A 26,830-nucleotide genomic window follows, 5' to 3' on the forward strand; every position below is an offset into this window, starting at 1 on the left:
CTTCAGGAGGAGATCAAGACCGACGAGCTTCTCACCAAGCTCGCAGTGGCAGGCGTCAACAAGAAGGCGGCCTGATCAGCGAGCCGGATGCGTTTGCGGTACCGCTTCGTTGGCTTCGGCGATAGGCCGGAGCCATTTTGCCGAGTCCGGCCATCGCTCTCATTGCCGAGCCCGGTGATGTCGGCGATGGCGGATCGGCTGTCCAGCTCGCGACAGCCTGTCGTTATGGCGTTCTTCGATTCGATGGAGACGCCAAGCATCGCGAAGACGCGTCGACGCAAAGAGCTAGAGCAAATAAGCGTTCACATTTGAACGTATTTCGCTCTGGCGCGCCGGCGGCACGCGAGGCGAACCTCAGGTTTCAAGAAGGGCGCCGAATGCTTAAGCGAGGCCGGATGCTTGGGAAGCGCGAAGATTCAGCAACTGCGAAACCCGGGTCTCGATCTGGGCCCTGATCTGCTCGGGCTTGCCATGGACGACGACGAAGTGCTCCACGTCGAAGTACAATGTCGAACTATCGCAATCATTGCCTTCGATATAGCAGATGCGTGTCACATTCACTTCGATCGGATGTCGATCGAAACTTCGTTCGAATGCGCAGAATATCGGGATATTGGCCTTCGTTCTCGTCCCTTCCGGCTGGAACGTCGTCTCCTGCGCTTCCTGCATTCCTACCATCCCACACAAACGCGAGCGCAACGATGGCTCTTCCAGTGGCGGAATTTAACGATGGCGTTTTCGGGTTCAATACCGCCTGAAACCCTACGGTTAAAAAATTTGCCCGCCGTGCACAGGAAGCAACGAGCGGGCAAATATGGAAGGCACTTGGGTGAACTCTTGGCCGGCAGTATCGTGCGTTATCTTCAGGCCGCTACGTCCGCTGGCGGGGTTATCGACGCGCACGTTTCGATGTGGCCGCGGGTCTCGGCGAGGTTACCCCTGACGACCACGAATTCGTCCTTCGCGAAATACATCGTCGTCGTGCCGTCGTCATTGCCTTCCAGATAGAGGACAAGGTTCACGTTCACCTCGATCTGGTGACGATCGAAACTGCGTTCGAAACTGCAGAAAATCGGTTTCACCGGTCCTGCTCCTTTCGGGTTAGCAGGCCCTGTACTAGGACCGTGGACACCATGCCCACTGCGTGTCGCTTCTCGCGTTCGCGAGCGCCCTTTACGCCTTCTCCTCCCGGAAAAGAATAGCCCGCTTGCCTCTCAGGCAGCGGGCGAGTTGGGCTGTCTAAAATCGACGAAGACTCAACCGATGAGCGAAGGCTTAGTTCCACGCCGGCGTCTAACAGGATTGATGGAGGACCAGGCCAGGCCTGCTTCTCGGCCTGGGCGGTTTTCTCTGGCTTGCGTCCTGGATGCGCATGCAGACGCTGAGCGCGTTGCCGTAGACCACGATGTATTCGCCATCGTCGAAGTGGATGGACGTGGTGTGGCCTTTGCCTTCCAGATAGCGGATCCGATTTATGTTCACATCGACAGGATGAAAGTCGCGTCCCCGCTCGAAGCGGCAAAAAGCAGGCGTCATGGGCTTTTCCTTTCGCAATGCGCGTGCCCAGAAGCGAGGCAGAAGAGCACCCGAACGTCGCCGTGCGCGACCCGGCAGCTTGACCGGATAGGGACAGTAGCACCCTGCGGCTTGGCGTCTATGGTGACCAAACGGCACTTGCGGTGAAAAGAATTCCCGTCGGCCACGATGCCGAGCCTGGGCCTGCCATTGAGGAACAAAACATCCGGGCCTGAGTTCAGCCGGAGGGTCTGGGGCAGCGTGCAGTTCGAAGACGGGATGAGCACAATGGCCATATCACCGAAGGTGAGCAGTGAATTACCGATCTCTCGGGATCGTCTTGCGGAATTATTGAACGAGGATCTTTCCCGCGAATATCAGGCGATTATTGCTTATGTCGTGTACTCGCAGGTCATCAAGGGCCCCGAATATATGAGTATCGCCGCCCAGCTGGAAGCTCATGCCCATGACGAACTGAAGCATGCGCTCATCCTGTCCCGTCAAATCGATTATCTCGGCAAGGTGCCGACCGTCGTGCCGAAGCCAGTGAAGACGTCCGAGGTGGCCCGGGAATTGCTGCGATACGACCTGGATAACGAGAATGAGACAGTACGCAATTATCGGGAACGCGTGCGTCAATGCGAGGCCTTGGGTGAGTTTGCCCTCGCCGAACAGATTCGTCAGATCCTCGTGGATGAACAGGACCACCAGATCGATCTTGCCACCGCCCTTGGGGAGGAGGTTCCTGATATGAGCAATCCCGTGAAGAAGTAATGTTCTGCTCGCGCTCGTGATCGTTCTCTGCAGAATAGACGGCAGTCCCGAGAAATCTCAGGACGATGGAAATTCTCGATTTCGAGCCATATCGACTTCTCGCCCGCGATGATATTGCGGAACATGTGGCGAACTCAGCTGTTATATACGATCAAACCTTACAGGAGGACCGGCCATGGACCACAGCTCCCATATCAGGCTTGCCGCCAGCGAACTGACGCCCGAATTTCTGGAAGGCGCGACGATATACGGACCGGGAGACGAGAATATCGGCAGTGTTTCCCATGTCCACGGTGTGGGCACGGACACGATTGTCGTTATCGATGTGGGTGGCTTCCTCGGCATCGGCGCCAAGCCCGTGGCCGTGAGGGTTGCCGACCTCGATTTCATGCGGGACGAGAATGGTCAGATACACGCGGTGACGCCCTGGACAAAGGATCAGCTCAAGGCCATGCCCGAGCATCAAGACTGAGGGCCGGCTTGCCCTGGGCCGAGCAGCTCTATCTGGCGCCTGTCGATCAGGCCTGACCGTTGTGCCACTTCTCCGCCTGCAGTGCGGTCCTGCCGGCCTCGGTAATCTCCCAGTAATTGGCCGATGGCCGAGGCTTGATCGCCACGAAGCCGAGGAAGCGCAGGCGCCAAAAGGTCCGCTGCGATCGAACGCCGTCGGGCATGTCTCCGATGGGCACGCCTCCGGGCGTCATCATGACTTCGGCCCCCGCCTCGAGCGCGGTCAGTGCACGGATCTGGGCGGGGGATAGCTTCGCCATCTCAGCATCGCCGTCCTGGCATGTGAGCGCCGATTCAAGCCTTGGGATGCGGCCTCAATACGCTCGCGACATTCATTCTACATGAGATCGGGCCGAAGCAGAGAGGAATTGCCTCTGGCTGCGCCGGCGGGTTGCTTGCGCTTTCCCGACACATCACGTGGAAGATCCTCTCGGTGTTTCCATCGTCCAAACAGCGGTCCAGGCGCCAAGGACTGCGCCCTCCCATTGCCCTTCCGTCCAGATGGGGTCGCCATCCGCCGGCTTTTCCATCGGCTTCGACGCATCGCTGAGGTTGAGAACGAGGCGAAGCATCGTTTCGCTCGTGCTCCGCCAATCAACGCAGACGATCCCGTCCTGGCCGATCCTATAGCGGCCGGCCTTCGGGAGCATCGGCATGAGCGGCATGATCCTGGCGGCCCGCACCGCCAGGATCCGCCGGTACCAATCCAGCATTTCGGCATGCAGGGGGCTCTCGCGTTCCTGCCACAGCAACTTGGCCGAGAGGAAGGTCTGTTCGCTGACGGGATCGGGAATGGCGTCGCGCGCTTGTGGTTCGGCATATTCGGGAAAGCGCGAGAATTCTTCGCGCCGGCCCTTGCGCACGGCATCGGCCAGTTCACCCTCGACATCGCAGAAGAAGGTAAAAGGCGTGGAGGCAGCCCACTCCTCGCCCTGGAACAGCATGGGGATCTGCGGTGCCAGGAGATAGGCGGCCGCGGCAGCCTTCACGGCCTGGAGTGGATGGCGGTGGTGAATGCGATCGCCCAGGGCGCGATTGCCGATCTGGTCGTGATTTTGCAGGAAGGCGACAAAGGCATGCGGTGGCAAATGGGCCGAGGGTTGCCCGCGGATGCTGCCGCGATAGGGCATCGTCTCGCCCTGGAAGGCGAAGCCCTGCGCCAAGGCGCGGCCGAGCAATTCGGGCCGACGGGCATAGTCGCCATAATAGCCGGCATCCTCGCCGGTCACGGCCACATGCAGGGCGTGATGGACGTCGTCATTCCACTGCGCGGTGAAAGTGGGTGTTCCATCCGGTTGCCGGGCGAGCCATTCGGCGCTGTTTTCCTCATTCTCCAGCACGAGATGAACAGGGCGATCGTCTATGACGGCGCCGACCGCGGCGCGGATCTCGGCAAGCAGATGGCGTTCACCCGCGTCCCGTATCTCGTGCACGGCATCGAAACGCAATCCGTCGAGGCGGAACTCCTTCAGCCAGTAGAGCACGTTCTCGATGGTGAAGGCCCGGATCTCCGCGGACCCCTCGTCGTCATAGTTGACGGCCGGGCCCCAGGGGGTCCGGTGGCGTTCGGTAAAGACGGGAGCATAGAGCGGCAGATAGTTACCCTCGGCGCCGTAGTGGTTGTAGACGACGTCGAGCAGCACCGAGAGGCCGAGGCCATGGGCTTCGTCGATGAAGGCCTTCAGGTGCTCCGGCCGACCATAGGCGGCGTCCGGGGCGAAGGGAAGGACGCCGTCATAGCCCCAGTTGCGTTGCCCCGGAAAATCCGCGACCGGCATGAGCTGAATGGCGGTCACTCCCAGTTCCTTGAGTCGGCCGAGCTGCTGCGCGGCGCTGGCGAAGGTGCCCTCCGGCGTGAAGGTGCCGATATGAAGTTCGTAAAGCACCGTTTCATGCCAGGCGCGTCCCCGCCAGTTCGTGTTGCGCCAGCGATAGGCCGTCGGGTCGATCAGCTCGCTCGGACCATGGACGTCCTCGGGCTGGAAGCGGCTGGCCGGATCAGGCACCGTCATGCCGTCTTCCAACACGAAGCTGTAGCGGGCACCGAAGTCGGCGGCCACCGGCAGGCAATGCCAACCGCCATGGTTTTGCATCGAGTAGGTCTTCTGGCCCAGTTGCAGGCCGATCCGGCGCTGCTTGGGTGCCCAGAGGCGAAACAATACCTTGCCGTCGCACAGGGCGGGGCCGAAGCGTGGTTCGTAACGGCCTGGGAACGTGGTCATGGCTGGGAATGCCGGATTGCGGGCGGTGTCTGCGGCACCAGCACGGCGGCGGGCAGCTCCGCCAGCAGCATCGCAAGATCGATGCCTTCCTTGCCGGGGGTGATCTGGCGTCCGGAGAGGATATCGCCATAGACCGGGTCGTGATGGGGAAGGGGCAGGAACCCATCGATGGGACCCCGGCCCGGAAACCGGGCAGCCACGACGATGAGGGCGCAATCGCCGTGCTGGCGCGAAAAGGCGATGAAGCGATCGCCTGCCATCTCGATGGGCCGATAGTCCCCTTCGGCAAACAAGGCCTCATGCCGGCGGCGCAGCGCGAGCAGATTGGCGATGACGGCCAATTTGGCGCTTCCGTCGAGCAGATCGTCTCGCGCGATCGGCCGAAGCTTCTCCAGGCCGTCCTTGCGCCAGGCCCAGTCGACCGGGCGGCGATTGTCCGGATCGACCAGGCTGAAATCATAGGCCTCGGCGCCCTGGTAGATATCGGGAATGCCGGGCACGGTGAATTTCAACACGGTTTGCGTGAGGCTGTTGGCGGCACCGAGTTCGATGACGCGCTTTTCGAAGCCGATGAAATCGGCAAGAAAATCCTGATTCGCGAAAGCGGTTGCAACATAGTCGTGCAGGCACTTTTCATAGGCTTCGTCGGGTGCGGCCCAATTGGTATGAATCTTGGCCTCGCGCGCCGATTTCAGCATGGCGAGCTCGAGGCGCTCCTGAAAACGCTGCAGCGCGCCGGGGTCGGCAGGGACGAGGCCCGGGGGCCAGGCGCCGACGAGCAATTGGAAGAACAGGAAGATGTCGTTGCCATCAGGCCCGGCCTCAGTTCCGACGAGCATGGTGCGCCAGCGGGCGGCGGCCTCGGCGAAGTCCACGGGAATCTCGCTGAGAACGGCCAGGCGCGCCCGGCAATCTTCGCCTCGTTTGGTGTCATGTGTCGAAGTCGCCAGCATGGCACCCGCATGGCGGGCGAGATTGGCGGCATGGAAAGCCTCGACGCTGGCGCCGAGGTGGCCGGGATGGCCTCCCACCTCGTTGGCCGCAATAAAGCGGTTGTAGCGATAGAAGGCGGTGTCCTCGACCCCCTTGGCCATGATCGGCCCGGTATATTGCTGGAACCGCATGGCAAAACCCAGGACGTCCTGTCTGCTGAAGCCGCTGCCGGGCCTTGCAACGGCCTCGCCGCTGAGCAGCGCGAACAGGAAGTCGAACACCGAACGATCGATGCCGCCTCCCGAGCGCCGTGCATGGGCGAAGGCGGTTTCGAGCTCCTTGAGGTCGGCCGCCGTGGCGCCATCCATGTCGACATAAGTGCGATAGACCCGAAACCCGGCGACGATTTCCCTGAGGGCGCGCTGCAGCACATTGCGGGTAAAATCGGCGGTACGCGGATTGGAACGAGCGATGCGGGCCGCTTCGCGAGCCAGGCCGCCGAGTTCACCGGCCATCTCGTCTTCCATGATGGCCAGCTTGCACTCGCGGCTGATGGCCTTGAAGCTGCGCCGCTCGCCGCTGAAGCGGCGATAGAGTTCGTCGAGCCTCGCCTGGCCGTTCGGGTCGATCAGGAGATTGGTGAGAAGGTTGGCGAATTCGTAGCCGGTGGTGCCATCGGCTTGCCAATCCTCGCGCAGTTCCTCGCTCTCTCCGAGGATCTTCTCGACAAACAGGTAGACTGGCCGGGGCGTTTTCTCGCGCAAGCGTCGGCAATAGGTCTTGGGGTCGAGCAGGCCGTCGATATGGTCGATGCGCAGCCCGTCCAGCACGCCCTTGGCAATCAATTCGAAGACAAAGCGATGGGCGTGCTCGAACAACTCCTCATGCTCGATGCGCAAGCCGGCCAGATCGCTGATATTGAAGAAGCGGCGATAGTTGATATCGTCGGCCGCTACGCGAAAATGGGCCACGCGCCAGTGCTGGTCGGCTATCAGATGGTCGAGCCGTTTCCAGCTCTCCAAGTCGCCGGCCAGGCCGGCGAAATGCCCCAGACGTTCGGCGACGGCCGCCGCCATCTTCGGATCCGCCGCGACCAGGGCGGCAAGGTCGGCCTTGAGTTCTCCGGCCCGGCGTCGTTCATGCGGGTGGAACCCCTCGAGGTGGGAGAAGGCATCGCTCAGTCTTTCGAGCTCGGCGTGATCGTTCCCGAGGATGCGGCCATAATGCCCGGGACGGATGGGAAGCTTGTGGGCGCCATGCGCCCAAACGGCGATCTCCCCGGCCGCGGCGTCGAGGCACAGCTCCAGGCCGCCGCCGGCAAGCACCGCGCCGTACTGGTCGCCGAGCACAGGGACCAGGACCTTGCCCTCGAGATGCGACGGTTCCGGCCGCCAGTCGATATCGAACCAGCCGGCATAAGCGGACTCCTGGCCCCATTCGAGCACGTCGAGCCAGTAGGGATTGTCGGCGCCGTTCACGCCCATATGGTTCGGGACGAAGTCGAGGATGAGCCCCAGGCCATTGGCGCGCAGCGCCTGCGTCATCCGGTCGAAATCTTCCGTCGTGCCGAGCTCGGGATTGAGAGCGGAATGGTCGACGATATCGTAGCCATGGCTGCTGCCCGGCCGCGCTTTCAAGAACGGGGAAGCATAGACGTGGCTGACTCCCAAACGGGCGAGATAGCCGGCTATGGCTTCGACTGCAGCAAAATTGAAGCGGGAGTTCAGCTGCAAACGGTAGGTCGCCCGCGGCGGCGGGCAATCAGCTTTCGACATGGGACCTTCCAGATCGCGTCTCGTCCAGGAACCAGCGGCGAGGCTGAAAGTTTCGTGCTCCGGAAAATCAGGTGGAGCCGAGCAGACGGCCCACCGCGACCAGGGAGAAGTGACCGCAGGTCACGGTGTCGACCAGGGCCGCAACCTGGATCTTTTGTGCCGCTCATGGGTTGTGAGGCCAGAGGGAGTAGAAGTGATGATTTCAACGTTCGATTACGACCCGGAAGAGATCGTCAGTTTCGAAGGCCATGATGTCAGTCTGAAGGAAGCAGTGATGCGTTATCGGCAGTCGAAAGCCCATCCAGACGTGTCCGCGGACTTTTCGGCTATTCGCGATCCTGGCAAGATACCTCAGCTGTTCGAAGCCGAACACTTCGAGGTACTCGCCGCGCTTCCGGAGTTTGAGCGCGCGGACTGAGTATTGCGCAGCGACGGACATAGCCGTCCGCGCGCTTGAAGATTGACCCCGGTGTCCGGAAGGATCATATCCATGGTTTCAAACACTCCCGAACCGATCGCGGTGGGTAGCCTCGTCACGTTCTCTGCCGCGCACGGCCAGAGCCAGCCCGATTTTCACGAAGGCGCCCTGATAACGCTCGTGCCCGGAGTGGGAGATCCCGTTATCGGCCGTATTCTCGTTCATACCTCCGAGGAAGTGTCGGTCGCCGTTGGGGACGCGCAATTGGTGCTGACGCCCGTAGCGCTGACCTTGGATGAGAATGAAGGCTTCGATTATACAGGGGCTTGGGCAGTTCGATCGACAAAACCCCTAGCCTAGAGCGATGTCGCTCGTGCTGGATCGGACATTGTCCATAATAAAAACGAGACGCGCTCGCGCACGAACAGGCCCGGCTCCGAATGCAAGGCTCGATGCGATTTTAGGGAACGGTCAGGCCTCGGAGCAGTTTGGAAGGGGCGAGGTCGTTAGGTTCTTGTGTCACTCTGGATGGACCTCGCAAGTAGAGTCCGACGGTCCGGTTCCTCGTTGCTGACCTTCCCTGAGGTCCGGGAGCCGGGCCGTTCCATTTTCCTCGGGGCTCATGCAACAACGACGACAAGCTGCAGCGCGCAAAGCGGCGGCCTATCGGATGACAATCGGGAACACTGGCTTCCCGCGGTGTTGCGCGAGAGTGCGGTGACGGACTGCCCTTAGAGGACATGCATACGATCGACGCCGCGCCTCCTTCTCTTGGCCGGCTGTGGGGAAGGCTCGATGACAGGTTTGTCATCCGCCTGGGCCGGATAGTCGACGCTGGGAGGCACGAGCGGTGTTTCTTCCGGCTGGCTTTCCTTGCCGCCAGGTTCTTTGTGCTTCGGGCCGGTGAGTGGTTTCCGACGCTTGGATTCGGGCATTCGGATCTCCTTCACGGCATGAGCCACCCGCGCGCTTCTCTACAGGCTCAGACGGTCTTTCTGGCATCCTCGGCGTCATTCATGCCGGCCGCCACATCGAACGGCCGCGCCGGGACATCGGGCGGGACGGCGCCGCTATGGTTTCCATTCCGGTCACTCTTGCTTGGGATCGACCAGAGGAGGCATTTCCGGCGGATTCGGCACATCCGGCATGAGCGGCGTATTGCCCGGAGGCGGCGGTATGATCGGCACCTCGTCGGGGGGCTTGGGATTGGGCTCCGGCATCGGCGGCGGACTTTCCGTGGGAGCCGGCGACGGCGATTTCGGTTCTTTCGGATCAGGCATTCCACTCTCTCCCTCAAGGCACGACGTGCATGCCGGATTCCTCGCAGGCTTCGATAAATGCCTTCCGGGCGAGGCTGGCGGGGATCGATCCGGCCAAGGCTTCAACACAAGCGCGTCTGGCGAGGAGATGCTTGTCCCCGCCTTCGGTCGGCCAATGGTTCAGGAGGAAATCGGAAGCTTCCTCCGCCGATGCAATCAGCCGGACCTGCCCGACAGGGGTTTCGAGTTTCACGGGGACACTCCAGAGTCTGACATTCATGGCGTAGCTCAGCAAATCGATCGTCGGCAGGGCGATAGGTTCAATAATTACCGGTTCGGCTTTTCCCACCCCATTTCTCGACGACATGCATTTCGAGTTGAATGCAGGCCTCGATGAATGCGGCACGGGCATCGTCGACCGATTCTGCCCCTTCAAGGGCATCCAAGAAGCCCTGACGTCCCGAAGCAGGCGCCCCGTCCGCATCGATGGGCCAATGCTTCAGCAAGAAGATGACAGCTTCGTCTGTCGAACCAATGATGCGGTAATCTCCGATATAGGTTTGGAGTTCGACGGGGCGCTGCCAAGCACGGTTGTACATATCGGTCCTCCACCGTCTCAACCGCCGTGGCCTCATTTCGTTCCGGCAAACGGGGGTTTATCTGGCAAGGATCACCCCAGCTTCTTCCGCAGCGAGCAGGAAGGCGGCCCTGGCGTCTTCGGGGTCGCGCTTGCCCTCGATCACCTCGAGGCAGACTCGCTTTGCGAAGTCATATCGCTCGCCGCTGTCGACGGGCCAGTTGTTGAGCAGATAGTCAGCCGCCGCGTCTGCATCGCTGATGGAGATACCGTCGATATCGATCGGATGGGTGAACGCTATGGAAGCCATGTGTTACCTCCTCCTCTGGGAAAACGGAAGGAGAGGGCGATGGTTCCAAGAGGGCGAGCGGCCGGCCAAGCGTTGCGGAATCTGGCCGATCCGGCCGTTCGCCGCGAGCAGCACATACGACAAGAAGAAGGCTACCTCGCCCTCCAAAACGTCCACGATCGGGAGCAGAATGATACGAGCAAGCTGGCGGTGTAACGGAACGAGGCGTTGGCAGGATGGCGAAACGATTTGAGATTGGCGATCACGTCACATGGAATTCGGAGGCAGGCCGTGTATCGGGGACGATTATCGCGGTCCACACCCGTGATTTCGACTATAAGGGGCATACGCACCGGGCGACGGAAGACGATCCCCAATATGAAATCAAGAGCGACAAGACCAACCATGTCGCCGCTCACAGGGGTGGCGCCCTCGAGCCGGCGTGAACTCGGGTGTGTGGAGCTGTCCGGCGCAGCAAGATGAGCACTGACGACGCGATCGAGCCACGGATGTCCGGAGAGCCCTGCTTTTCGAGAGCGAACGAGCGGGGTTCCCCGTTTGAGACGCTGGTGAGCAGCATTCGCGCCTGCCGCATTTGCCGCGATCACCCTCGTTACGGCGCGCCGCTGGCTCATGAACCGAGACCGGTGATACAGGCGTCTCAGGATGCCCGCATCTGCATAGTCGGCCAAGCTCCGGGAACCAGGGTGCATAAGAGCGGGCGTCCCTTCGACGACCCATCCGGGGTACGTTTGAGGCGATGGCTCGGAATTGATGAAGCGAGCTTCTACGATCCGGCGAAGTTTGCCATTCTGCCGATGGGATTTTGCTTTCCCGGCTTGGCTTCCAACGGCGGTGATCTGCCGCCGCGTCGGGAGTGTGCAGAACTCTGGCGCGCCAGGCTGTTCTCGCAAATGCCGCGGGTGCAGCTTTTGCTGGTCATTGGGTCCTATGCCCAACGTTGGCATCTCGGGCCAGAAGCCGCGCGATGGGGCGTCAATGAGACCGTCAGACGCTGGCGGGATGTCTATCGACGCGACCCGCGGATGCGTAAGTTTCCGTTGCCCCATCCATCCTGGCACAACAACAAATGGCTCAGCCGGAATCCGTGGTTCGAAACCGATGTGCTGCCGGTACTGCAGGCGGACATACGTGATGTCCTTCTCTGACGGCGGCGTGGGCCGACGGGAAAAGGCGGCCTTCCGACGGCCTCAGCTTGCCTCCAGCTTCGCCATGAACGTCTTCAATTCATCCGGCGGCATATGCACGATGTGCTGTTCCCGAGGATAGGCATTGGTTTCCACATCCGACACATATTCGCGGAAGGCCGCGATGCGCTCGGCCTGCAGGCGATCATATTCGGCGGCGAAATTGCGATAGACCTTGGAATGCCTGGGCATGTGGCCGCGATTCATGCCGAGGATATCCTCGGCGAACAGATATTGCGCGTCGCAGCCGGCGCCCGCGCCCATCGACAGCATGAAGAGGCTGGTGCGCTGCGAGATCGCCTCGGCGACCTCCACCGGCACCACCTCGATCTCGGCCCCGAAGGCGCCGGCCGCTTCGAGCTGCTTGACGGCCTCGAACACCTGGAGGGCACTGTCGGCCGTCTTGCCGACGGCCTTGAAGCCGCCGGTCCAGGTCTTGCGCGAGGGGATCAGGCCGACATGGCCGATGACGGGAACCGCCTCATCCGCCATGCGCTTGATCGTGGCATAGGAGGCGCTGCAATAGACGGCATCGGCGCCGGCCTTGATCATGCGGAACGACCAGCGCACGAAGTCGTCGGCCGTACCGATCTCGTAGAAATTATCGCCGGGCATGGAAAACAGGCTCGGCGCGGCATCGCGATAGTGCGGGTGGAGGATCAGCTCTGGCGGAATGGAGACGATGTCGACGCCCGCCCGCTCGGCGGCCTCGGCCTCTTCCAGCGTGGTGACGCGCAGCATGGTCAGCTGCTTCTTGCCCTTGAGGGCGCGCAGATCGGCGATCGTGGGTCTGGTGCGGGTCATTCCTAGTCCTCACTCGGCGGCCGTGGCCACGGCCAATTCATGGAATTCGGCGCGATAGGGCCGGGCCGTGGGCGGCAGTTCCCGCAGCAGGAAGTAATCCTCGTTGCGAAGCTGCCGCAGCACGACGGGAAACACCTCGCGATAGGCATGCCACATCGAGGGATTGGGCGCCGGCAGATCGTGCTTGATCAGCTCATGCAGCCTGGGCAAGGCGTGATAGGGCACCATCGGGAACATGTGATGCTCCACGTGGTAGTTCATGTTCCAGTAGATGAAGCGGCTGATCGGATTCATGTAGACGGTGCGGGTGTTGAGCCGGTGGTCCGTCACATTGTCGGCAAGGCCGATATGCTGGAGCAGGCCGGTCATCACCATGTGCCAGCAGCCATAGAGCCGGGGCAGGCCGATCAGCATCAGCGGCAGCCACGACCAGGTGGCGAGTGCCGCGATGATGGCGGCAAGATAGATCGCCATATGCCAGCGCGCCGCCGTCACGGCCCTGGGCCGCTCCATCTCGGGAATGAAGCTCTGCTCGTCGGGTGTCAGGATCCCCAGCGCGTTGCGGCTGAGGGCGATCAGCGAATACCAGGCGTCGATGATGCCCACGAAGTTCAGCACCAGCCGGATCAGGTCCGGCGGCCTCATCACGGCGATCTCGGCATCGCGCCCGACGATGATGGTGTCGGTGTGGTGGCGGGCATGGCTCCAGCGCCAGGTGACGGGATTGCGCATCAGCATGAAGCTGGCGATCTGGTAGACCACGTCGTTCATCCAGCGGGTGCGAAAGGCGGTGCCGTGGCCGCATTCGTGCCAGCGCGAGTCGCTCGAGGAGCCATAGAGAACGCCGTAGACGAAGAAGAAGGGCAGGCACCACCAGCTGCCCCAGAACCAGATACCGCCTGCCGCGGAGGTAAGGATGGCGGCAATCCAGATGATGGTGTCACGGATGGCAGGCCCATCCGAGCGTTGCATCAGCTCCTTCATGACCTTGCGCGGAATATCGGTATGGTACCACTCCGCGGAGGCCAGTCCCGTCTCGATGGCCTGGCGCGTGCTTTCGCCGACCAGGCTGTAGTCCCGTTTCCTATGCATCGTCGCCATGGCCATGCCGTTCATTTCGTGTGGTTGTCGCGGCCTCAGCCCGCGTCTTCCCGGTCAGCGCCGCCCCTGTCACGAGCGTCCCTCCAGGCGCGGAAACAGCCCGGATGGCAGGGGGAAATCCTGCTGGGGCTGCCGGGCGATGCCGGTGATGAGATTTTCCGCCGCCGCGATCTCATCGCCGCCGTCGAGGATCTTGAAGCGTGCCTGGTAGCGACGCTCCTCGCCATGCTCCAGCCAGATCATCTCGCCGCGCTCGCGCGCCGCGAGATCGCCGAGAACGTGATGCGTCGAGGGCTCGATGCCGAGGACATATTCGCCGGGCTGGAAGTTCTGCCATTGATAGAGGCAGGGCAGCTGGTCCTGCCGCGTCACCACCATCAGGCCCAGGCCGATGCGATCATTGACGAGAGCCACCGGCTGTTCGCCGGCGACATCGGCGGCGAGCCTGTGCTGCCAGACCTGCTCGCGGAAGCCGGTCTGGGGGGCAGGGGCAACGCGATAGCCGACCTCCTGCCGGCGATAGGCCTCGCCGGCATGGGCGGCCCAGATGACATCCTCGATGGGGGCGAGGTAGCGCGAGCCCTCGTCAAGCACGGGATGGCCGATATTGATGTGGTAGAAATACATGTGCGGCGTGCGACGGAAGCCGTGATTGACCACGCGGTCGCTGATGCGGATCTCGTTGCCGCCGAGATCGGCCTCGATGCGTCGCAGGAGATGCAGGTCCTCGCCGAACACGGCCGATTGCTGCACGACACCCTCCGCCCAGAGCACGCAGCGCTCGCCGTCCCAGCTCTCGCCATAGCCGGTCAGGCGGGCGGGGATGGTGCCGATGCGGCCATGCAGCGAGTGCCTGATGCTCTTCTTGCCCGGATAATTGTAGCTGTCGGCCGGCGTTTCTTCCGGCCCGAGGATATGATCGAGGCCGCAGGTCACCATGAGGCCCGAGAAGGAACGAGCCCAGGCGAGGCCGTTCTCCCCCTCATAATCATGCAGGGCCGGGTGCCGGAAACCGGTGGGGGAATGCCAGCCGATCGATCGTCCCCGATACTCGCAGTCGGCGATGTCGAGAGCCCGGTCGACCAGCGCGGTGAAACGCAGGCCCGTGCCGGTGCGGAATTCCAGCATGCGGATGCCGCGCTCGACGCCGTCGCCCAGCGTCATCAGCCGCACGCCGGCGAATTGCGAGAGCATGCCGGCCCGTTCGCCGATCTGGCGGCGCGTGAGGGTGCGTCCGAACAGTTCGACCATTCTCAATGCGCCTTCGCGTCCTTGAGCAGCGCCTTGATGTCGACGCCCATGATGATGCCCTCGACGGTGAGAAGATCGGTCTCCGCCACCGTCTTCTCCGCGACGACCTCGCCGCGGCGCATCACCACCAGGCGATCGCAGACTTCGAAGACGTGGTGGATGTTGTGGGTGATGAACAGCACACTATGGCCCGCGTCGCGCATGTCTCTGACGAAGCGCAGCACGCCATGGGTCTCCTCCACGCCGAGATTGTTGGTCGGCTCGTCGAGGATGATCACCTTGGCGGCGAACTGCATGGCGCGGGAAATGGCGATGGACTGGCGCTCGCCGCCCGAGAGCGTCGAGACCAGGGCGTCGGCGTCGAGCTTCTTGGAAATGCCGACACGCTTCAGCAGCGCGGCCGCCACGCGGCGCAGCTCACCGAAATCGATGGGCGCGAACACGCCGAGCCAGCCGAGCCTCACCGGCTCGCGGCCGAGAAACAGGTTGCGCGCGATGCTCAGATCCGGGGCCAGGGAAGTGTCCTGATGGATCGTCTCGATGCCGAGATCCATCGCGTCACGTGCCGAGCGGATGGAGGCCTTGTCGCCGCGCACATAGATGGCCCCGCCATCGCTCGGATGGACGCCGGAGATCGCCTTGATCAGGGTGGACTTGCCGGCACCGTTGTCCCCGAGCAGGGCGACGACCTCTCCTTCCCGCAATGTCAGCGAGGCGCCCTTCAGGGCCTGCACGCTGCCGAAGGACTTCTGCAGGTTTTCGAGCCGCAGCACTTCTCTTTCCATCAGCGCCTCCCGCCATTCTTCTGCAGCAAGGCGTGCAGGATCAGCATCACCAGGATGATGCCGCCGAGGAAGATGTTGTAAGCCAGGCCCGGCACGCCGATCAGCACGATGCCGTTGCGGATGGCGCGCAGCATGAGCACGCCGACCACCGTGCCGAGGATGGTGCCTCGCCCGCCTGTGAGGGCGGTGCCGCCCACCACGACCATGGCGATGACCTCGAGCTCATAGCCGGTGCCGGCCACCGGGGACGCGGCGGAGATGCGGAAGGCGCTGATCATGCCGGCGAGCCCGGCCAGCACCGAGGTGAGAATGAACAGCCAGATCTTCACGGCGTCGGCCGGCACGCCGCGGGCGACCGCGGCATTGCGGTTCGAGCCGATGGCGCTGATCCAATTGCCGAGCTTGGCATAGTTCAGGAGATAGATGCACACGGCCGTGAGGCCGATGAACCACCACAGCGAGGTGTAGAGCTTGAAGGCTCCGGCCTGGAAGCTGCCGGCCAGCAGCGTCACCAAGGGGCCGGGCTGGTCCCACGACTTCAGGGGAAACCCCTGGGTGATGTAGAGCGCCACCCCCCGCAGGATCAGCAGCATGGAGAGGGTGACGAGAAAGGAGGAGATGCCGATCTTCGTCACGATCACGCCATTGACCCAGCCGATCGCGACGCAGAGGAGGAGGCCGACCAGCAGCGCCAGGCCGATATCCATCACGCCCTGCTGTACCAGCAGCATCACCAGCACCGGTGCCAGCGCGAAGACGGCGCCGACCGAAAGATCGAACTCGCCTGCCGTGAGCAGCAGCGTCATGCCGAGCGCGATGATGCCGAGCTCGGGCAGGAACGCCATCATGTTGGTGATGTTGAGCGGGGAGAGGAAATTCTCGTCGGCCACCGCGAAGCCCGCCAGGACCACGAGGAGGATGACGAGCGATGCCATCTGCGGCGAGCGCGGGAGGTTTGCCCGCAGGCCCCTTCTGGGTGCGTTGTTTTCGGCGACCAAAGCCATGACGGTCTCATTCGCTCCGAAAAGGAGGGTGCCGGCCAAGGCCAGCTCCTCCGGTTACTTGCCGGCGTAGAGCTTCAGGATCGGCTCGACGCTGGAAGCGTCGTAGAGGCTGAACGTATGCACGTCGTAGCCGATGGGCTGGCCCGAGGCGGCGAGATTGAGGAGGGCGACCGGCATGAAGCCCTGCGCCGAGGGGTATTGCCAGGCGGCGGCGTTGACATACCCGGCCTTGACCGCCTCGGCCGTCTCCCGCGAATTGCCCCAGCCGACGACGGGGACCTGGCCCGCCGAAACGCCGGCGCCCTCGAAAACGCGCTTGACGCTGGCGGCCACGGAGTCGCCGAGGGCGATGACCGCCGGCGGTTTGTTGGCGACCATGTAGTCCGTCATCTTGGCGATGATGCCGGCAGGATCGGTGCCGCAATCGACCACGTCATATTTGATGCCGAGCGGGTCGAAGACGCTGGCGATGCCTTCCGTCTCCAGCTGTTGGTAGCTGGCGCCGGGCACCTCCACGGGCAGGAACACCTTGTCGCCCTGCTTCACCAGCTTCTTGTCGACCAGATATCTGGCCCAGGTGACGCCGGCCTCCTTGAGATCGGCCCCGACATAGGCCTGGCGGCCGGTGGCGACGTCATCGGTGTTGTAGAAGACGATCGGGATGCCGGCTGCCTTGGCGGCCTTCACCTCTTCGGTCCACAGGCCCGGCTGTGCGGAGGTGGTGGCGATGCCATCCGGCTTGGCAGCGATGGCCGAGTTGAAGGCCTCCTTCTGGGCAGCCATGTCGCCGCCGCTGAAGGAAATCTTGCAGGTGACCCTGAGCTGGTCGCAGGCCTTGGTGGCACCGGCGTTCCAGTCGATCCAGAACGCGTCGGAGGGCCCGCCATGGGAGAGAAGATAGAAGGTCTTCTGCTGTTCCTGTGCCTGCGGCGCGGTGATCGCCGCTGCCAGCAAGGCCGCCGCGGCAGCCAGTTTCAGTCCGAGGTTCATCATGTTCGCCTCCCTCAACCTTCAAAGACCGTTCTGGCGGAACTTGCCGTCGAGAAATTTCTTGGCGCGGGGCACGTCGTCCTCGGACAGGTGCTCGATGATCACCGGGATGTTGGGATGCTTCTGGGAAAGACGCTGCAGGTAGAGATCGTAATTGAGCGAGCCGAGGCCGGGGGCGGGCAGCTCGATCTCGCCGACGCCGCGGAAGGTATGGCTTTCGAGAGCGTCCGCGTCGCCGATATCGGCATGTTTCTCGCTCTTGTCGTCGCCCGAGCGCTTCACGTCCTTGGCATGGGCGATCCGGATCTTGTCGCTGAGCGTGTCGAAGACCTGGTTGAGGATCTGGTCCATCCGGTCGATGTTGTGGGTCTCGAAGTAATTGGTCGGATCCATCAGCAGGCCGAGGCCGGGATGATCGACCTGGGCGAACATGCGCACGGTCTCCTCGACCGAGCCGACGACATTGTTCACATAGGTTTCGAGCAGGAAGACCGCGCCGTGGTCATAGGCTGTCTGGGCGAGGTCGGCGATCACCTTGCGGCATTCCTCGAACCCTTCCTCGGTCTTGTTCTTGGGGTGATGCACCCAATCGGACTCGGTGTTGAAGGTCCCCGTCTCGGAGATCACATAGGGCGAGCCGAAATGGCGCGCATTGCGGATGATCTCCTTGAGATAGCCGACGCGCTTCTCGCGCTCGGCTTTGTCGGGATGGATGATGTTGGTGTAGCCGGAGATGCAGCAGATCGGCAGATGGTGGTCGCGGAAGGTATCGCGCACCTTCTTTGCCTTGTCCGGGGTGATCTGGCCGGCGGAGAGATCGACATCCTTGAAATGCAGGTCGAGCTGCACGGTGTTGAAGTCGAGCGAACGGATCTTCCTTGCTGTTTCCTCCAGGCTATAGGGAAAATAGCCAGTGAAGATACCTGCCTGCATCATGGTCGATTTCCTTCCCGTATCTGTATTTTTTGATTTTCAATGGATGGGTATTTCGCTGAGCCTGACGGTGCGACTTTCCTTGATGGAGCGGTATCCCGCTTCCACCAGCGCCATCGTCCTCACGTTGTCGGCGACCGAAAGAGCCGGGGCGGTTCCGGTTTCCACCGCGTGCTGAAGCTGCTCCATCACGCCGATGAAAGCGTGCGGGAACCACATGGTCTGCCATTGCGGCGTGACCCACTCGCCGCCCGTGGCCTTGGCCGAGGCGTAGCTGAAGGTGGAGGGGGCGCCGGTGGGCCAGCCGATGCTGCCCTTGGCCACGCCCTCGGTTCCCTCCACCCGCCAGGTGATGTGCTGGTCGTCGCGATAGCCTTCCTGCCTCGGACCCGACCAGACGTCTTCGAGCGACAGGGCCAGCACTCCGGAGGCAAAGCGCAGGGTCGAGACCGTGATGCCGTCGCGATGGTCGAAGGCGGTGCGAGGGTCCTTGCGGGTGAGGGTGGTGATCTCGTCTGGTTCGCCGAACAGGAAGCGCAGCACGTCGAGGTGATGCACGCTCATATTGGCGAGCGTCAGCCGGTCGTAATTGCGCAGGAAGGGCTGCCAATGGGGGATCGCATGCATGTCGATCTGGGCGAACACCACCTGCCCGAGATCGCCTGCCTCAAGGACCTGCTTGAGCACGCGCATCGACTGGTCGTAGCGCATGTTCTGGTTGACGGAGAGGATCTTGCCGGCGGCCTCGGCCTCGTCCCGCAGCTTGATGGCTTCCGCCAGCGAGAGGGCAAGCGGCTTTTGGGCAAGGATCGCCTTGATGTGCTTTTGCTTGAGGGCGTGACGGATGAGCGCCGGCTGCTGGTCGGGCGGAAAGGCAAGGTCGAGGATCTCGACGCCGCTGTCCTCGATCAACGCCTCGGGGGTGTCATGCACGATCGGGATCTGCCAGCGAGTGGCGACCTTTTCGGCATTGGCCCTGGTGCGGGAGGCGATGGCGACGACAGGGAAGCCCGCCTCCTTGTAGGCCGCCAGATGGCATTCGGCCATGATCATGCCGGCGCCGATGCAGCCGATCGCGTAGCGCCTGGTACGCACGGGGGCATCCGGCGCGAAACGCCTGGGTTCGTTCATGCATCCTCCCAAACGGTCTGTTTGTCCGACCTTTCGGGCGATATTGATGTTGATGGATTTTGATGTCAACATCATTTGAAATCATTGTAAATCATCCGGACTGGAGGATTTGGAGGAATTGTCGAAAACGCAAGATAGAACAAGTGGATAAATAGCTGCGTGCACTGAGGGAAGCGTAGGCGCCGCTTGCGCCGGCCTCGTAAAAAATCCATCATTTTCCATCAGAATCACAAAGTAGAAGGCGAGTCCCAGATTGCGTGCCACCCTGTCAGACGTTGCGCGAGAGGCCGGTTTCTCGTCGGCAACGGTGGATCGTGTCCTGAACGGGCGCCCGGGCGTGCGCGGCCGCACCCGCGAGATCATTCTCGAAACGGCCCAGCGCCTGGGCTATGTGCTCGAGGATACCGAGGTGCAGGATGCGGGAAACGGGCGCAGCCTGCGCCTCGATTTCGTGCTGCCCTCCCATTCCAATGCGTTCATGCGCAAGCTGTGCGGGCAGATTGCCGAGCAGGCGGCTTACCGCGCTGGCGTCGACGCGCGGATCCATACGGTCGACGACTTCACGCCGGACAGGCTCGCCCGCGCGCTCTACGAGCTGCAGGGCGAAACCAACGGGGTGGGGGTCATTGCGCTGGATCATCCCACGGTGCGCGAGGCGATCCGGTCGCTGGCGGCCACCGGCATCAAGATCGTGACGATCGTTTCCGACATCCAATCCGTGCCGCGCGTGGCTTATGTCGGCATCGACAACCGGGCGGCCGGCCGCCTGGCCGGCTATCTCGCCGGCCGCTTCATGGGTGTCGGCAGGATGGGCAAGGTGGGGCTGCTGGCCGGGTCACTGTCCTATCGCGGCCATGAGGAGCGCGAGATGGGCTTTCGCCATATCCTCGCCGAGGAGAATCCCGGTCTGCATATCGTGGAGCTTCGCGAAATGGGCGACGACAACGCGCGCGCCTACGCGGAAACCAAGGCCCTGCTGCAGCGCCATCCGGACCTTGCCGCCATCTACAATATCGGCGCCGGCATCCCCGGCATCGCCCGCGCCCTGAAAGAATGCGGCCGGGCGAACTCCGTCGTCTTCGTCGGCCATGAGGTGACGGAGGACACCAAACCCTTGCTGCTCGACGGCACGCTCGATGCGGTCATCGACCAGAACCCACGGGTGGAGGCGCGCGAAGCGCTGAACACGCTGATCCACTCCTTGCGGGACCAGCCGATCATTGCCCACCCGCCGCGCCTGCAGGTGGTATTCAAGGAGAATATTCCGGAGGTCTGAGAGGCGCAGCCGCCCGGAAGGGGGTTCAGGTCAGAGCAGGCCATATTGGCGCAGGAGGCTGGCGACCTGGGCATCCTGCTCATCGTTGGGCAGCAATGCCGGCTGGCGGCTGGCGCCAACGGACGCGTCCTGCAGATAGAGCGCGCGCTTGACCATGGCGGGAGCAAATCCAAGCGCATAAAGATCGGTGCGAAAAGCGGCGAAAACAGCCTGCTGCCTTTCGGCCTCGGCAATGTTGCCGGCATTGAAGGCGCTCAAAATGCCGGCCAGGACGTGCGGCATCGCATTGCCCAGGCCCGATATGCAGCCAGCCGCTCCGTTCTGGAGTGCCCACAGCACCAGATGATCGGGCCCGGAATAGACCTGGAACCCGTCGACCTCCTTGGAGACCTGAAGATAGGCCTCGAGCGTCTCCTTTGCGCCTCCCGAATCCTTGATGCCGGCAATATTGCCGTGATTGGCCAGGGTCCGGGCGGTCTGGGGTTCGATGTGGTTTTGCGTGCGCGCCGGGATGTCGTAGAGGTAGACCGGCGTCTGCACCGCATCGGCGACGGTCGAGAAATGGCGGATGAGGCCATCCTGCGTGCAGGCGATGAAGAAGGGCGTGATCACGGCAATGCCGTCGACGCCGACGCGGTCGAATTCGCGCGCCAGCTTCGTCGTTTCGAAGGTCGCCGGCATGCCGGCATTGACGATCACCCTGACGCGGCCGCCGACCTCATCCACCACCTCTTCAGTCAACCGCACCTTTTCCTCGAAGGTGAGCGCGGTGAAATCGCCATTGGTGCCGGCGCACATGATGTTGTTGCCGGCCTCGACCTGGCGGCGAACCTGGGCGCGCGTCGCCTTGTAGTTGATGGTTTCGTCCGCATTGAAGCAGGTCACGAGGGCCACGAAGGCGTGTCTGGACATGGGGTCTTCCTTGGACTGGGGCCGGCTCTTCAGGAGGCTATGCGCAGGCGGGCGGCGCGATGAGTAGCCTGGATATCCGGATCGGGATCGAGCGCCGCCGCGAGAAGGGCGCGGGTATAGTCCTGGCGCGGGGCTTCGAACACCTCGCGCACCGTGCCGAGTTCCACGATGCTCCCCTTCTGCATGACCATGACGTGATCGGCGAAGTCGCGCACCACCGGCAGGTCATGGGCTATGAAGATGAAGGCGATCCCGAGCTGCTGGCGCAGCCTGTCGAGCAGCGCGATGACCTGGGCCTGCACCGAGACGTCGAGGGCCGACACGGCCTCGTCGCAGATGATGAGCTGGGGTTCGAGCGCGAGGGCCCTGGCGATGGCGATGCGCTGGCGCTGGCCGCCGGAGAATTGATGCGGATAGCGGCCCATATGTTCGGCTCCGAGCCCCACCTGCATCAGGAGTTCGGCCACGCGCTCGCGCCATCTCGCCTTGGGCAGGATATCGGGATGGATGGCCCATGCTTCGGAAATGAGCTGGTATACGGTCATGCGCGTATTGAGCGACTGGGTGGGATCCTGGAACACCATCTGCAGGTCGCGGCGCAGCCTGTAGAGCTCGGCGGGCGACATCGTGAAAAGATCGCGTCCCTTCCACAGCGCGCTGCCGCTATCGGGCTCGTCGAGGCGCAGCAGGATGCGGGCGAGCGTCGACTTGCCCGAGCCGCTCTCGCCGACGACCGCCATCGTCTCCCCCGCCATGAGATCGAAGGAAATGCCCTTCAGGGCCTCGAAGGCGCCATAGCGCTTGCGCACGTCGCGCACCGACAGCACGGGTTCGGCGCGGGCGGCCGGTTCGTGCATCTGGCCCTTGCCGGGGGCCGCGGCGATGAGTTTGCGGGTATAGGGATGCTGGGGGTCCTTGTAGACTTGGCCGACAGTGCCTGCCTCGACCAGCTCGCCCTTTTCCATCACCACGACCCTGTCGGCGATTTCGGCGACGACGCCGAGATCATGTGTGATGATGAGGATGGCCATGCCGGTTTCCCGCTGCAATTCCTTCAGCAGGGCGAGGACTTCCGCCTGGACCGTGACGTCGAGCGCGGTGGTCGGCTCGTCGGCGATCAGAAGGTCGGGCCGTAGCGCGAGCGCCATGGCGATCATCACGCGCTGGCGCTGGCCACCCGAGAATTCATGCGGATATTTGCCGAGCGAGAACTCGGGATCGGGGATGCCGACCCGCGTCAGCAGGCGCAGCGTCTCGGCCCGGGCAGCGGCCGCATTGGTTCCATGGGCAGTGAGGGCCTCGCGGATCTGCCAGCCGACCGTGTAGACCGGGTTGAGGTGGCTGAGAGGATCCTGGAAGATCATGGCGATGCGGCGCCCGTTCACCTCGCGCCGTTCACGCGGCGGCATCGTCAGGAGATCGATCCCGTCGAGGAGGATTTCGCCCGAGGCTATGCGTCCCGGCGGCATGTCGATCAGGTTCATGATGGCCGACGATGAAACCGACTTGCCCGAGCCGCTCTCGCCGAGGATCGCCAGTGTCTCGCCCCGGTCGAGATGGTAGGAGACGTTGCGAACCGCCTTGACCACGCCCATCGCCGTATGAAACTCGACGGAGAGGTCGCGAACCTCCAGGAGATGATCAGCCATTCTTGCGTGCCTTCATTTCCAGGCGCCAGCGTTGCGTCGGATCGAGCGCGATGCGCAGCCAGTTCGACAAAAGATTCAGCGACAGGGTCGTCACTATGATCGCCAGGCCGGGCCAGAAGGACAGCCACCAAGCATTGGTCAGATATTGCCGACCCTGCGAGATCATCAGGCCCCAGGTGATCTCCGGCGGCTGAATGCCGATGCCGAGGAAAGACAAGGCACTTTCGGCCAGCATGACATAGGCAAAATCCAGCGTGGCGAGCGTGGTCAGCGTCGGCAGGACGACGGGCAGGATATGCCGGAAGAGGATGCGCGTTCTGGAGGCTCCCATCACCCTGGCAGCCTGCACGAACATGCGTTCGCGGATCTCGAGCACTTCGGCCCGCGTGGTTCTGAGGTAGACGGGAATGCGGGTGATTGCCAACACCAGCATCAGGTTCAGGATCGAGGGGCCCAGGATATAGAGCACGATCACGGCGATCAGCAGCGACGGGAAGGACATGATGACGTCCGCCAGCCGCATGATCACCTGGTTCACGCGCGCCGAGGAAAAGCCGGCCAAAAGCCCAAGCAGGGTGCCGATACCGGCCGACAGGGCGACGGCGCCGGCGGCCACCAGCAGCGTGTTGCGCGTGGCGACGACGATGCGAGCCAACAGGGGGCGACCGAGTGCGTCGGCGCCCATCCACCACACCCAGCCGCGTTCCCAGTCGAAGGGGGCTGCGTTGCGCCCGCGGAGATTTTGCTTGGTCGCGAGGTCGCCGAGCCAGCTCGGTCCTATGACGGCGAGGACCACGACCAGGAGCAGCAGGATGGCGGCGCAAAGGGCGAATTTGTCGGCGAGCAACATGCGAACCATGCGTGTCGCGAAAGAAGGTTCGGCTGTGATCGCGGTATGGATCGTGGGGTGGGTCATGGCCGCGGTCCTCAGTGACGGATCCGCGGATCGAGCAGTGCATAGGCAAAATCGATCAGGAGATTCATGAGGAAGATCGCCAGCGCCGTGACGAGGATCGCCGCCAGCACGACATTGAAGTCACGCTGCAGAATGGAATCGATCATCAGCTTGCCGATCCCCGGAAAGCCGAAAATGGTCTCGACGATGACGGCACCGTTGAGCAGGCTCGCGGCCTGGTCGCCGATCACGGTGATGACCGGCAGCATCGCGTTGCGCAGGGCATGGATGAAGATGATCGGCCCCGATTTGACGCCCTTGGCGCGGGCCGTCTTCACATAGGCCGAGGAGAGGGCGCCGATCATCGATCCGCGTACCACCTGCACGATGATGCCGAAGGGGCGGATGAACAGCACGCAGATCGGCAGGATCCAGTGCAGAAGGGAACCCGTGCCCGAGGTCGGCAGCCAGGCCAGCTTCACTGAAAACACGACGATCGCCACGATCGCGATCCAGAAATCGGGAACCGAGGCACCGAGCAGGGAGATGAGGGAGGAGAGCCGGTCGAAAAAACCGCCGGCGCGGAAGGCGGCAAGCGAACCCACGACGATGGCGGCACTGGCAACCAGCGTCATCGTGATGGCAGCAAGCCAAAGGGTCCATACGAAGGCTTCGAGTACGACGTCGAGGGCGGGCCGGGCCTTGCGCAGGGACTCGCCGAAATCACCGACCGTCACGTCACCGACATAGCGCAGGAACTGGACCAGCAGAGGATCGTTCAATCCATGCAACTGGCGGAACTGCTCCTTCATTTCAGCCGAGGCTTCGACCGGGAGGAACAGGGCGGCCGGATCGCCGGTCAGACGCGACAGGAAGAAGACCATGACGATCAGTCCGATCAGGGAGATCAGACTGGCCATGGCGCGTTTTCGGATGAAGCTCAGCATGGCGTCCTCGAGGAGGAGGGCGGTGGGATGACCCACCGCCCCGATGGCTGGTGCGACCGGCAAGCCTGTCGTTTGCCAGGGTAAGTCCAGTCGGGACAGGTCTATTTGATCTTGATCTCGGAGAGCTGGAGCATGGAGTTGGTCGCCATGGTCGGCTTGTAGTCCAGTCGCTCGGAAACCCGCGAGAAGCCGACCATGTGGAACAGCAGCACGTCGGCGACGACGTCGTCATGCAGATAGGCGAACAGCTCCGACCATAGCTTGGCCCTGTTCTCGCCGACCGCCGAGGAAGCGCGCTTGATCAAGTCGTCGACCTTCGGATCCGAAAAGCCGGACTGGGTGCCGTTGGTCGCATATTTGAAGAACATCGAAAAGGAAGGGTCGCCCTTGGCATTGTCGTGCATGGCGGCGACGATCTGAGGCCCGCGGCCCTCCTTGAAGGGCTTGGAATAATATTGTTCGTGCTCGGCGACCTCGACGAATTTCAGGTCGACCTTGAAACCGACATCCTGCAATTGCGCCTGGATGGCCTCCATGATCTCGGTGACGTTGGGAAAATTCGCGGTGCGGGCGATGATGGTGATCGGCGTGTCGAGCTTGACGCCATCGGCCTTGGCTTCCGCCAGCAATTTCTTGGCGCCGTCGGGATCGTAGGGGAAGACCTTGACGTTCGGGTTCCAGCCGAGCGTCGGCGGGGGCACGATCGCCGTGGCGAGCAGGGCATCCTTGGGAACCAGCGTGCCGAGGAAGGCCTGACGGTCGATGGCCAGATTGAGCGCGCGGCGGATGCGGACATCGTTCAGCGGCGGGATGTTGTGATCGATGCGCAGATAGACCGTTTCGCTGTCGAGATAGGAGAAATCGGTGGCTGGATTGGTGGCGTCGAGCTGCGATATCGACGGCGACAGATCGGCTTCCCCGGTCTGGACCATGGCGGCACGGACGGAAGGATCGGCGCGGAACAGATAGGTCGCCTGCGTCACTTCCGGCTTCGGGCCCCAGTAGTCGTCGCGGCTGGTGAGGACGATCTGCTGGCCCGGCGTCCAGTTGGTCAATTTGTATGGACCCGTGCCGACCGGCTCGCGCACGAATTGGAGTGGCGTTTCCTCGGGCACGATGGTGACGAGGGACATCAGCAGCGGCAGGATCGGCTGGGCCGGGTCGGCCTTGAAGTCGATGGTGTAGTCGTCGACGATGGCGGGGGTTATCGTCATGCCGCCGAAATAGCGACGCGATTCACAGGCGTTCTTGTCGCTCATGATGCGCTCGAAGCTGTGCTTGACGTCCTTGGCATCGAACGCCGTGCCGTCGGAGAATTTGACGCCATGGCGCAGATGAAAGCGCCAGCTGCCGTCGGCGTTCTGCTCCCATTTTTCGGCGAGGCGCGGCATCAGGCCCTTGTGGTTGCGCACGTCGAGCTCGGTCAGCGTCTCGCTGACATTCTGCATGATGACGCGCCCGATATTGGAGCGGGTCGCCATGCAGGGCTCCAGCAGGTCAGCCTCCTCGGCCAGTACGATCTTGATTGGTCCGGATCCGGCGAAGGCGGGCGAGAGGGCCGAGCCCAGCATCAGCGCCCCCAAGACAAGCATTTTCTTCACGGCAGTCCTCCCTCCGACGTCCTTTCGCCGGTTGCCCAAAACCATCTCCCTTTCCTATAAATTTGTCAATT

The 26,830-nt window shown here is 62.7% G+C and carries 31 protein-coding genes; 7 read left to right on the forward strand and 24 right to left on the reverse strand.

Annotation, left to right across the window (positions count from 1 at the left end; all coding sequences use genetic code 11):
• Window positions 1-381: 381 nt before the first annotated feature.
• From J8I29_RS17350 to J8I29_RS17360, 3 genes are all read right to left on the reverse strand, one after another.
• Entirely contained in the window at window positions 382-669 is a 288-nt protein-coding gene (locus J8I29_RS17350) for a hypothetical protein (protein WP_209432616.1), read from the reverse strand.
• Between the two features lie 194 nt (window positions 670-863).
• Complete coding sequence (locus tag J8I29_RS17355) at window positions 864-1,082, reverse strand: hypothetical protein (protein WP_105860125.1); 219 nt, start codon at window positions 1,080-1,082, stop codon at window positions 864-866.
• A 211-nt stretch (window positions 1,083-1,293) separates the two neighbouring features.
• Window positions 1,294-1,536 carry a hypothetical protein gene (locus J8I29_RS17360; RefSeq protein ID WP_105860126.1) on the reverse strand — a complete coding sequence of 81 codons (243 nt, stop codon included), beginning with the start codon at window positions 1,534-1,536 and terminating at the stop codon, window positions 1,294-1,296.
• A gap of 267 nt (window positions 1,537-1,803) precedes the next feature.
• Between J8I29_RS17360 and J8I29_RS17365 the strand changes: the two genes are divergently transcribed.
• Both J8I29_RS17365 and J8I29_RS17370 read left to right on the forward strand, forming a co-directional pair.
• The gene (locus J8I29_RS17365) at window positions 1,804-2,289 is read left to right on the forward strand and encodes a ferritin-like domain-containing protein (protein ID WP_209432617.1); all 486 of its coding nucleotides are present in this window, start codon (window positions 1,804-1,806) and stop codon (window positions 2,287-2,289) included.
• A 175-nt stretch (window positions 2,290-2,464) separates the two neighbouring features.
• A complete protein-coding gene (locus tag J8I29_RS17370) occupies window positions 2,465-2,761 on the forward strand; it encodes a PRC-barrel domain-containing protein (protein ID WP_209432618.1) in 297 nt (98 codons plus the stop codon).
• A 46-nt stretch (window positions 2,762-2,807) separates the two neighbouring features.
• On the opposite strand, the gene J8I29_RS17375 is transcribed toward J8I29_RS17370, so the two are convergent.
• The 3 genes from J8I29_RS17375 to treY form a co-directional block, all read right to left on the reverse strand.
• Window positions 2,808-3,059 carry a hypothetical protein gene (locus tag J8I29_RS17375; RefSeq protein WP_209432619.1) on the reverse strand — a complete coding sequence of 84 codons (252 nt, stop codon included), beginning with the start codon at window positions 3,057-3,059 and terminating at the stop codon, window positions 2,808-2,810.
• 153 nt (window positions 3,060-3,212) lie between these two features.
• Window positions 3,213-5,021 carry a malto-oligosyltrehalose trehalohydrolase gene (gene treZ, locus J8I29_RS17380; RefSeq protein WP_209432620.1) on the reverse strand — a complete coding sequence of 603 codons (1,809 nt, stop codon included), beginning with the start codon at window positions 5,019-5,021 and terminating at the stop codon, window positions 3,213-3,215.
• Complete coding sequence (treY, locus tag J8I29_RS17385; RefSeq protein WP_209432621.1) at window positions 5,018-7,729, reverse strand: malto-oligosyltrehalose synthase; 2,712 nt, start codon at window positions 7,727-7,729, stop codon at window positions 5,018-5,020. Before treY ends, treZ begins: the two co-directional genes overlap by 4 nt.
• A 196-nt stretch (window positions 7,730-7,925) precedes the next feature.
• Here treY and J8I29_RS17390 point away from each other — a divergent pair, with 196 nt between their 5' ends.
• Together J8I29_RS17390 and J8I29_RS17395 are read left to right on the forward strand one after the other, a co-directional pair.
• Window positions 7,926-8,147, forward strand: coding sequence for a hypothetical protein (locus J8I29_RS17390; RefSeq protein ID WP_209432622.1), 222 nt, complete (start codon window positions 7,926-7,928; stop codon window positions 8,145-8,147).
• 72 nt (window positions 8,148-8,219) lie between these two features.
• On the forward strand, window positions 8,220-8,507 hold the full coding sequence (locus tag J8I29_RS17395) for a hypothetical protein (RefSeq protein WP_105860132.1): 288 nt from the start codon (window positions 8,220-8,222) through the stop codon (window positions 8,505-8,507).
• A 371-nt stretch (window positions 8,508-8,878) separates the two neighbouring features.
• Here the strand turns inward: J8I29_RS17395 and J8I29_RS17400 are convergent, their stop codons facing one another.
• The 5 genes from J8I29_RS17400 to J8I29_RS17420 all read right to left on the reverse strand — a co-directional run bounded on the left by J8I29_RS17400 (window position 8,879) and on the right by J8I29_RS17420 (window position 10,293).
• Complete coding sequence (locus tag J8I29_RS17400; RefSeq protein ID WP_209432623.1) at window positions 8,879-9,082, reverse strand: hypothetical protein; 204 nt, start codon at window positions 9,080-9,082, stop codon at window positions 8,879-8,881.
• Between the two features lie 153 nt (window positions 9,083-9,235).
• Complete coding sequence (locus J8I29_RS17405) at window positions 9,236-9,427, reverse strand: hypothetical protein (protein WP_209432624.1); 192 nt, start codon at window positions 9,425-9,427, stop codon at window positions 9,236-9,238.
• Between the two features lie 13 nt (window positions 9,428-9,440).
• On the reverse strand, window positions 9,441-9,755 hold the full coding sequence (locus J8I29_RS17410; RefSeq protein ID WP_209432625.1) for a DUF982 domain-containing protein: 315 nt from the start codon (window positions 9,753-9,755) through the stop codon (window positions 9,441-9,443).
• On the reverse strand, window positions 9,727-10,005 hold the full coding sequence (locus tag J8I29_RS17415) for a DUF982 domain-containing protein (RefSeq protein ID WP_209432626.1): 279 nt from the start codon (window positions 10,003-10,005) through the stop codon (window positions 9,727-9,729). Before J8I29_RS17415 ends, J8I29_RS17410 begins: the two co-directional genes overlap by 29 nt.
• A 57-nt stretch (window positions 10,006-10,062) precedes the next feature.
• Window positions 10,063-10,293 (reverse strand): DUF982 domain-containing protein, encoded by a 231-nt coding sequence (locus tag J8I29_RS17420; protein ID WP_105860137.1) that lies wholly within the window; start codon window positions 10,291-10,293, stop codon window positions 10,063-10,065.
• Window positions 10,294-10,508: 215 nt separating this feature from the next.
• On the opposite strand from J8I29_RS17420, the gene J8I29_RS17425 reads away from it, so the two are divergent.
• Together J8I29_RS17425 and J8I29_RS17430 are read left to right on the forward strand one after the other, a co-directional pair.
• Window positions 10,509-10,718: a DUF2945 domain-containing protein gene (locus tag J8I29_RS17425; RefSeq protein ID WP_209432627.1), complete on the forward strand. Its 210-nt coding sequence runs from the start codon at window positions 10,509-10,511 to the stop codon at window positions 10,716-10,718.
• A 123-nt stretch (window positions 10,719-10,841) separates the two neighbouring features.
• Window positions 10,842-11,441, forward strand: coding sequence for a uracil-DNA glycosylase family protein (locus J8I29_RS17430; RefSeq protein ID WP_348536060.1), 600 nt, complete (start codon window positions 10,842-10,844; stop codon window positions 11,439-11,441).
• A 42-nt stretch (window positions 11,442-11,483) separates the two neighbouring features.
• Here the strand turns inward: J8I29_RS17430 and J8I29_RS17435 are convergent, their stop codons facing one another.
• The 8 genes from J8I29_RS17435 to J8I29_RS17470 form a co-directional block, all read right to left on the reverse strand.
• Entirely contained in the window at window positions 11,484-12,284 is an 801-nt protein-coding gene (locus J8I29_RS17435; RefSeq protein WP_105860139.1) for a 3-methyl-2-oxobutanoate hydroxymethyltransferase, read from the reverse strand.
• A gap of 9 nt (window positions 12,285-12,293) precedes the next feature.
• Entirely contained in the window at window positions 12,294-13,385 is a 1,092-nt protein-coding gene (locus J8I29_RS17440) for a fatty acid desaturase family protein (RefSeq protein WP_209432628.1), read from the reverse strand.
• 69 nt (window positions 13,386-13,454) lie between these two features.
• Window positions 13,455-14,636 carry an aldose 1-epimerase family protein gene (locus tag J8I29_RS17445; protein ID WP_209432629.1) on the reverse strand — a complete coding sequence of 394 codons (1,182 nt, stop codon included), beginning with the start codon at window positions 14,634-14,636 and terminating at the stop codon, window positions 13,455-13,457.
• A gap of 2 nt (window positions 14,637-14,638) precedes the next feature.
• On the reverse strand, window positions 14,639-15,421 hold the full coding sequence (locus J8I29_RS17450; protein WP_209432630.1) for an ATP-binding cassette domain-containing protein: 783 nt from the start codon (window positions 15,419-15,421) through the stop codon (window positions 14,639-14,641).
• Entirely contained in the window at window positions 15,421-16,425 is a 1,005-nt protein-coding gene (locus tag J8I29_RS17455) for an ABC transporter permease (RefSeq protein WP_105860143.1), read from the reverse strand. Before J8I29_RS17455 ends, J8I29_RS17450 begins: the two co-directional genes overlap by 1 nt.
• Window positions 16,426-16,479: 54 nt before the next feature.
• Window positions 16,480-17,418 (reverse strand): substrate-binding domain-containing protein, encoded by a 939-nt coding sequence (locus J8I29_RS17460; protein ID WP_209432631.1) that lies wholly within the window; start codon window positions 17,416-17,418, stop codon window positions 16,480-16,482.
• A gap of 18 nt (window positions 17,419-17,436) precedes the next feature.
• The gene (locus J8I29_RS17465; protein WP_209432632.1) at window positions 17,437-18,351 is read right to left on the reverse strand and encodes a sugar phosphate isomerase/epimerase; all 915 of its coding nucleotides are present in this window, start codon (window positions 18,349-18,351) and stop codon (window positions 17,437-17,439) included.
• Between the two features lie 36 nt (window positions 18,352-18,387).
• Window positions 18,388-19,479 carry a Gfo/Idh/MocA family oxidoreductase gene (locus tag J8I29_RS17470; RefSeq protein WP_209432633.1) on the reverse strand — a complete coding sequence of 364 codons (1,092 nt, stop codon included), beginning with the start codon at window positions 19,477-19,479 and terminating at the stop codon, window positions 18,388-18,390.
• 253 nt (window positions 19,480-19,732) lie between these two features.
• Between J8I29_RS17470 and J8I29_RS17475 the strand changes: the two genes are divergently transcribed.
• Complete coding sequence (locus J8I29_RS17475; RefSeq protein WP_209432634.1) at window positions 19,733-20,755, forward strand: LacI family DNA-binding transcriptional regulator; 1,023 nt, start codon at window positions 19,733-19,735, stop codon at window positions 20,753-20,755.
• A 30-nt stretch (window positions 20,756-20,785) separates the two neighbouring features.
• Here J8I29_RS17475 and J8I29_RS17480 read toward each other — a convergent pair whose 3' ends face one another.
• The 5 genes from J8I29_RS17480 to J8I29_RS17500 all read right to left on the reverse strand — a co-directional run bounded on the left by J8I29_RS17480 (window position 20,786) and on the right by J8I29_RS17500 (window position 26,759).
• Window positions 20,786-21,667 (reverse strand): dihydrodipicolinate synthase family protein, encoded by an 882-nt coding sequence (locus tag J8I29_RS17480; RefSeq protein ID WP_209432635.1) that lies wholly within the window; start codon window positions 21,665-21,667, stop codon window positions 20,786-20,788.
• 29 nt (window positions 21,668-21,696) lie between these two features.
• Entirely contained in the window at window positions 21,697-23,316 is a 1,620-nt protein-coding gene (locus J8I29_RS17485) for an ABC transporter ATP-binding protein (RefSeq protein ID WP_209432636.1), read from the reverse strand.
• A complete protein-coding gene (locus tag J8I29_RS17490; RefSeq protein ID WP_105860150.1) occupies window positions 23,309-24,232 on the reverse strand; it encodes an ABC transporter permease in 924 nt (307 codons plus the stop codon). The genes J8I29_RS17485 and J8I29_RS17490 overlap by 8 nt, the downstream gene beginning before the upstream one ends.
• Before the next feature lie 11 nt (window positions 24,233-24,243).
• Entirely contained in the window at window positions 24,244-25,158 is a 915-nt protein-coding gene (locus tag J8I29_RS17495; RefSeq protein WP_105860630.1) for an ABC transporter permease, read from the reverse strand.
• 101 nt (window positions 25,159-25,259) lie between these two features.
• Window positions 25,260-26,759, reverse strand: a complete 1,500-nt coding sequence (locus J8I29_RS17500; RefSeq protein ID WP_209432637.1) for an ABC transporter substrate-binding protein — start codon at window positions 26,757-26,759, stop codon at window positions 25,260-25,262.
• Window positions 26,760-26,830 lie beyond the last annotated feature (71 nt).

The sequence above is a fragment of the Labrys sp. LIt4 genome (assembly GCF_017813775.1).
GTDB lineage: Bacteria > Pseudomonadota > Alphaproteobacteria > Rhizobiales > Labraceae > Labrys > Labrys okinawensis_A.

Bases quoted from the DNA above. Each gene is read 5' to 3' on its own strand.
- J8I29_RS17365 (WP_209432617.1), top strand. From the start codon at position 1,804: ATGGCCATATCACCGAAGGTGAGCAGTGAATTACCGATCTCTCGGGAT.
- J8I29_RS17470 (WP_209432633.1), bottom strand. From the start codon at position 19,479: ATGAACGAACCCAGGCGTTTCGCGCCGGATGCCCCCGTGCGTACCAGG.
- J8I29_RS17415 (WP_209432626.1), bottom strand. From the start codon at position 10,005: ATGTACAACCGTGCTTGGCAGCGCCCCGTCGAACTCCAAACCTATATC.
- treZ (WP_209432620.1), bottom strand. From the start codon at position 5,021: ATGACCACGTTCCCAGGCCGTTACGAACCACGCTTCGGCCCCGCCCTG.
- J8I29_RS17450 (WP_209432630.1), bottom strand. From the start codon at position 15,421: ATGGAAAGAGAAGTGCTGCGGCTCGAAAACCTGCAGAAGTCCTTCGGC.
- J8I29_RS17405 (WP_209432624.1), bottom strand. From the start codon at position 9,427: ATGCCTGATCCGAAAGAACCGAAATCGCCGTCGCCGGCTCCCACGGAA.
- J8I29_RS17395 (WP_105860132.1), top strand. From the start codon at position 8,220: ATGGTTTCAAACACTCCCGAACCGATCGCGGTGGGTAGCCTCGTCACG.
- J8I29_RS17435 (WP_105860139.1), bottom strand. From the start codon at position 12,284: ATGACCCGCACCAGACCCACGATCGCCGATCTGCGCGCCCTCAAGGGC.
- J8I29_RS17460 (WP_209432631.1), bottom strand. From the start codon at position 17,418: ATGATGAACCTCGGACTGAAACTGGCTGCCGCGGCGGCCTTGCTGGCA.
- J8I29_RS17445 (WP_209432629.1), bottom strand. From the start codon at position 14,636: ATGGTCGAACTGTTCGGACGCACCCTCACGCGCCGCCAGATCGGCGAA.
- J8I29_RS17495 (WP_105860630.1), bottom strand. From the start codon at position 25,158: ATGCTGAGCTTCATCCGAAAACGCGCCATGGCCAGTCTGATCTCCCTG.
- J8I29_RS17485 (WP_209432636.1), bottom strand. From the start codon at position 23,316: ATGGCTGATCATCTCCTGGAGGTTCGCGACCTCTCCGTCGAGTTTCAT.
- J8I29_RS17425 (WP_209432627.1), top strand. From the start codon at position 10,509: ATGGCGAAACGATTTGAGATTGGCGATCACGTCACATGGAATTCGGAG.
- J8I29_RS17420 (WP_105860137.1), bottom strand. From the start codon at position 10,293: ATGGCTTCCATAGCGTTCACCCATCCGATCGATATCGACGGTATCTCC.
- J8I29_RS17350 (WP_209432616.1), bottom strand. From the start codon at position 669: ATGCAGGAAGCGCAGGAGACGACGTTCCAGCCGGAAGGGACGAGAACG.
- J8I29_RS17400 (WP_209432623.1), bottom strand. From the start codon at position 9,082: ATGCCCGAATCCAAGCGTCGGAAACCACTCACCGGCCCGAAGCACAAA.
- J8I29_RS17440 (WP_209432628.1), bottom strand. From the start codon at position 13,385: ATGGCGACGATGCATAGGAAACGGGACTACAGCCTGGTCGGCGAAAGC.
- J8I29_RS17455 (WP_105860143.1), bottom strand. From the start codon at position 16,425: ATGGCTTTGGTCGCCGAAAACAACGCACCCAGAAGGGGCCTGCGGGCA.
- J8I29_RS17390 (WP_209432622.1), top strand. From the start codon at position 7,926: ATGATTTCAACGTTCGATTACGACCCGGAAGAGATCGTCAGTTTCGAA.
- J8I29_RS17465 (WP_209432632.1), bottom strand. From the start codon at position 18,351: ATGATGCAGGCAGGTATCTTCACTGGCTATTTTCCCTATAGCCTGGAG.
- J8I29_RS17490 (WP_105860150.1), bottom strand. From the start codon at position 24,232: ATGACCCACCCCACGATCCATACCGCGATCACAGCCGAACCTTCTTTC.
- treY (WP_209432621.1), bottom strand. From the start codon at position 7,729: ATGTCGAAAGCTGATTGCCCGCCGCCGCGGGCGACCTACCGTTTGCAG.
- J8I29_RS17370 (WP_209432618.1), top strand. From the start codon at position 2,465: ATGGACCACAGCTCCCATATCAGGCTTGCCGCCAGCGAACTGACGCCC.
- J8I29_RS17480 (WP_209432635.1), bottom strand. From the start codon at position 21,667: ATGTCCAGACACGCCTTCGTGGCCCTCGTGACCTGCTTCAATGCGGAC.
- J8I29_RS17360 (WP_105860126.1), bottom strand. From the start codon at position 1,536: ATGACGCCTGCTTTTTGCCGCTTCGAGCGGGGACGCGACTTTCATCCT.
- J8I29_RS17375 (WP_209432619.1), bottom strand. From the start codon at position 3,059: ATGGCGAAGCTATCCCCCGCCCAGATCCGTGCACTGACCGCGCTCGAG.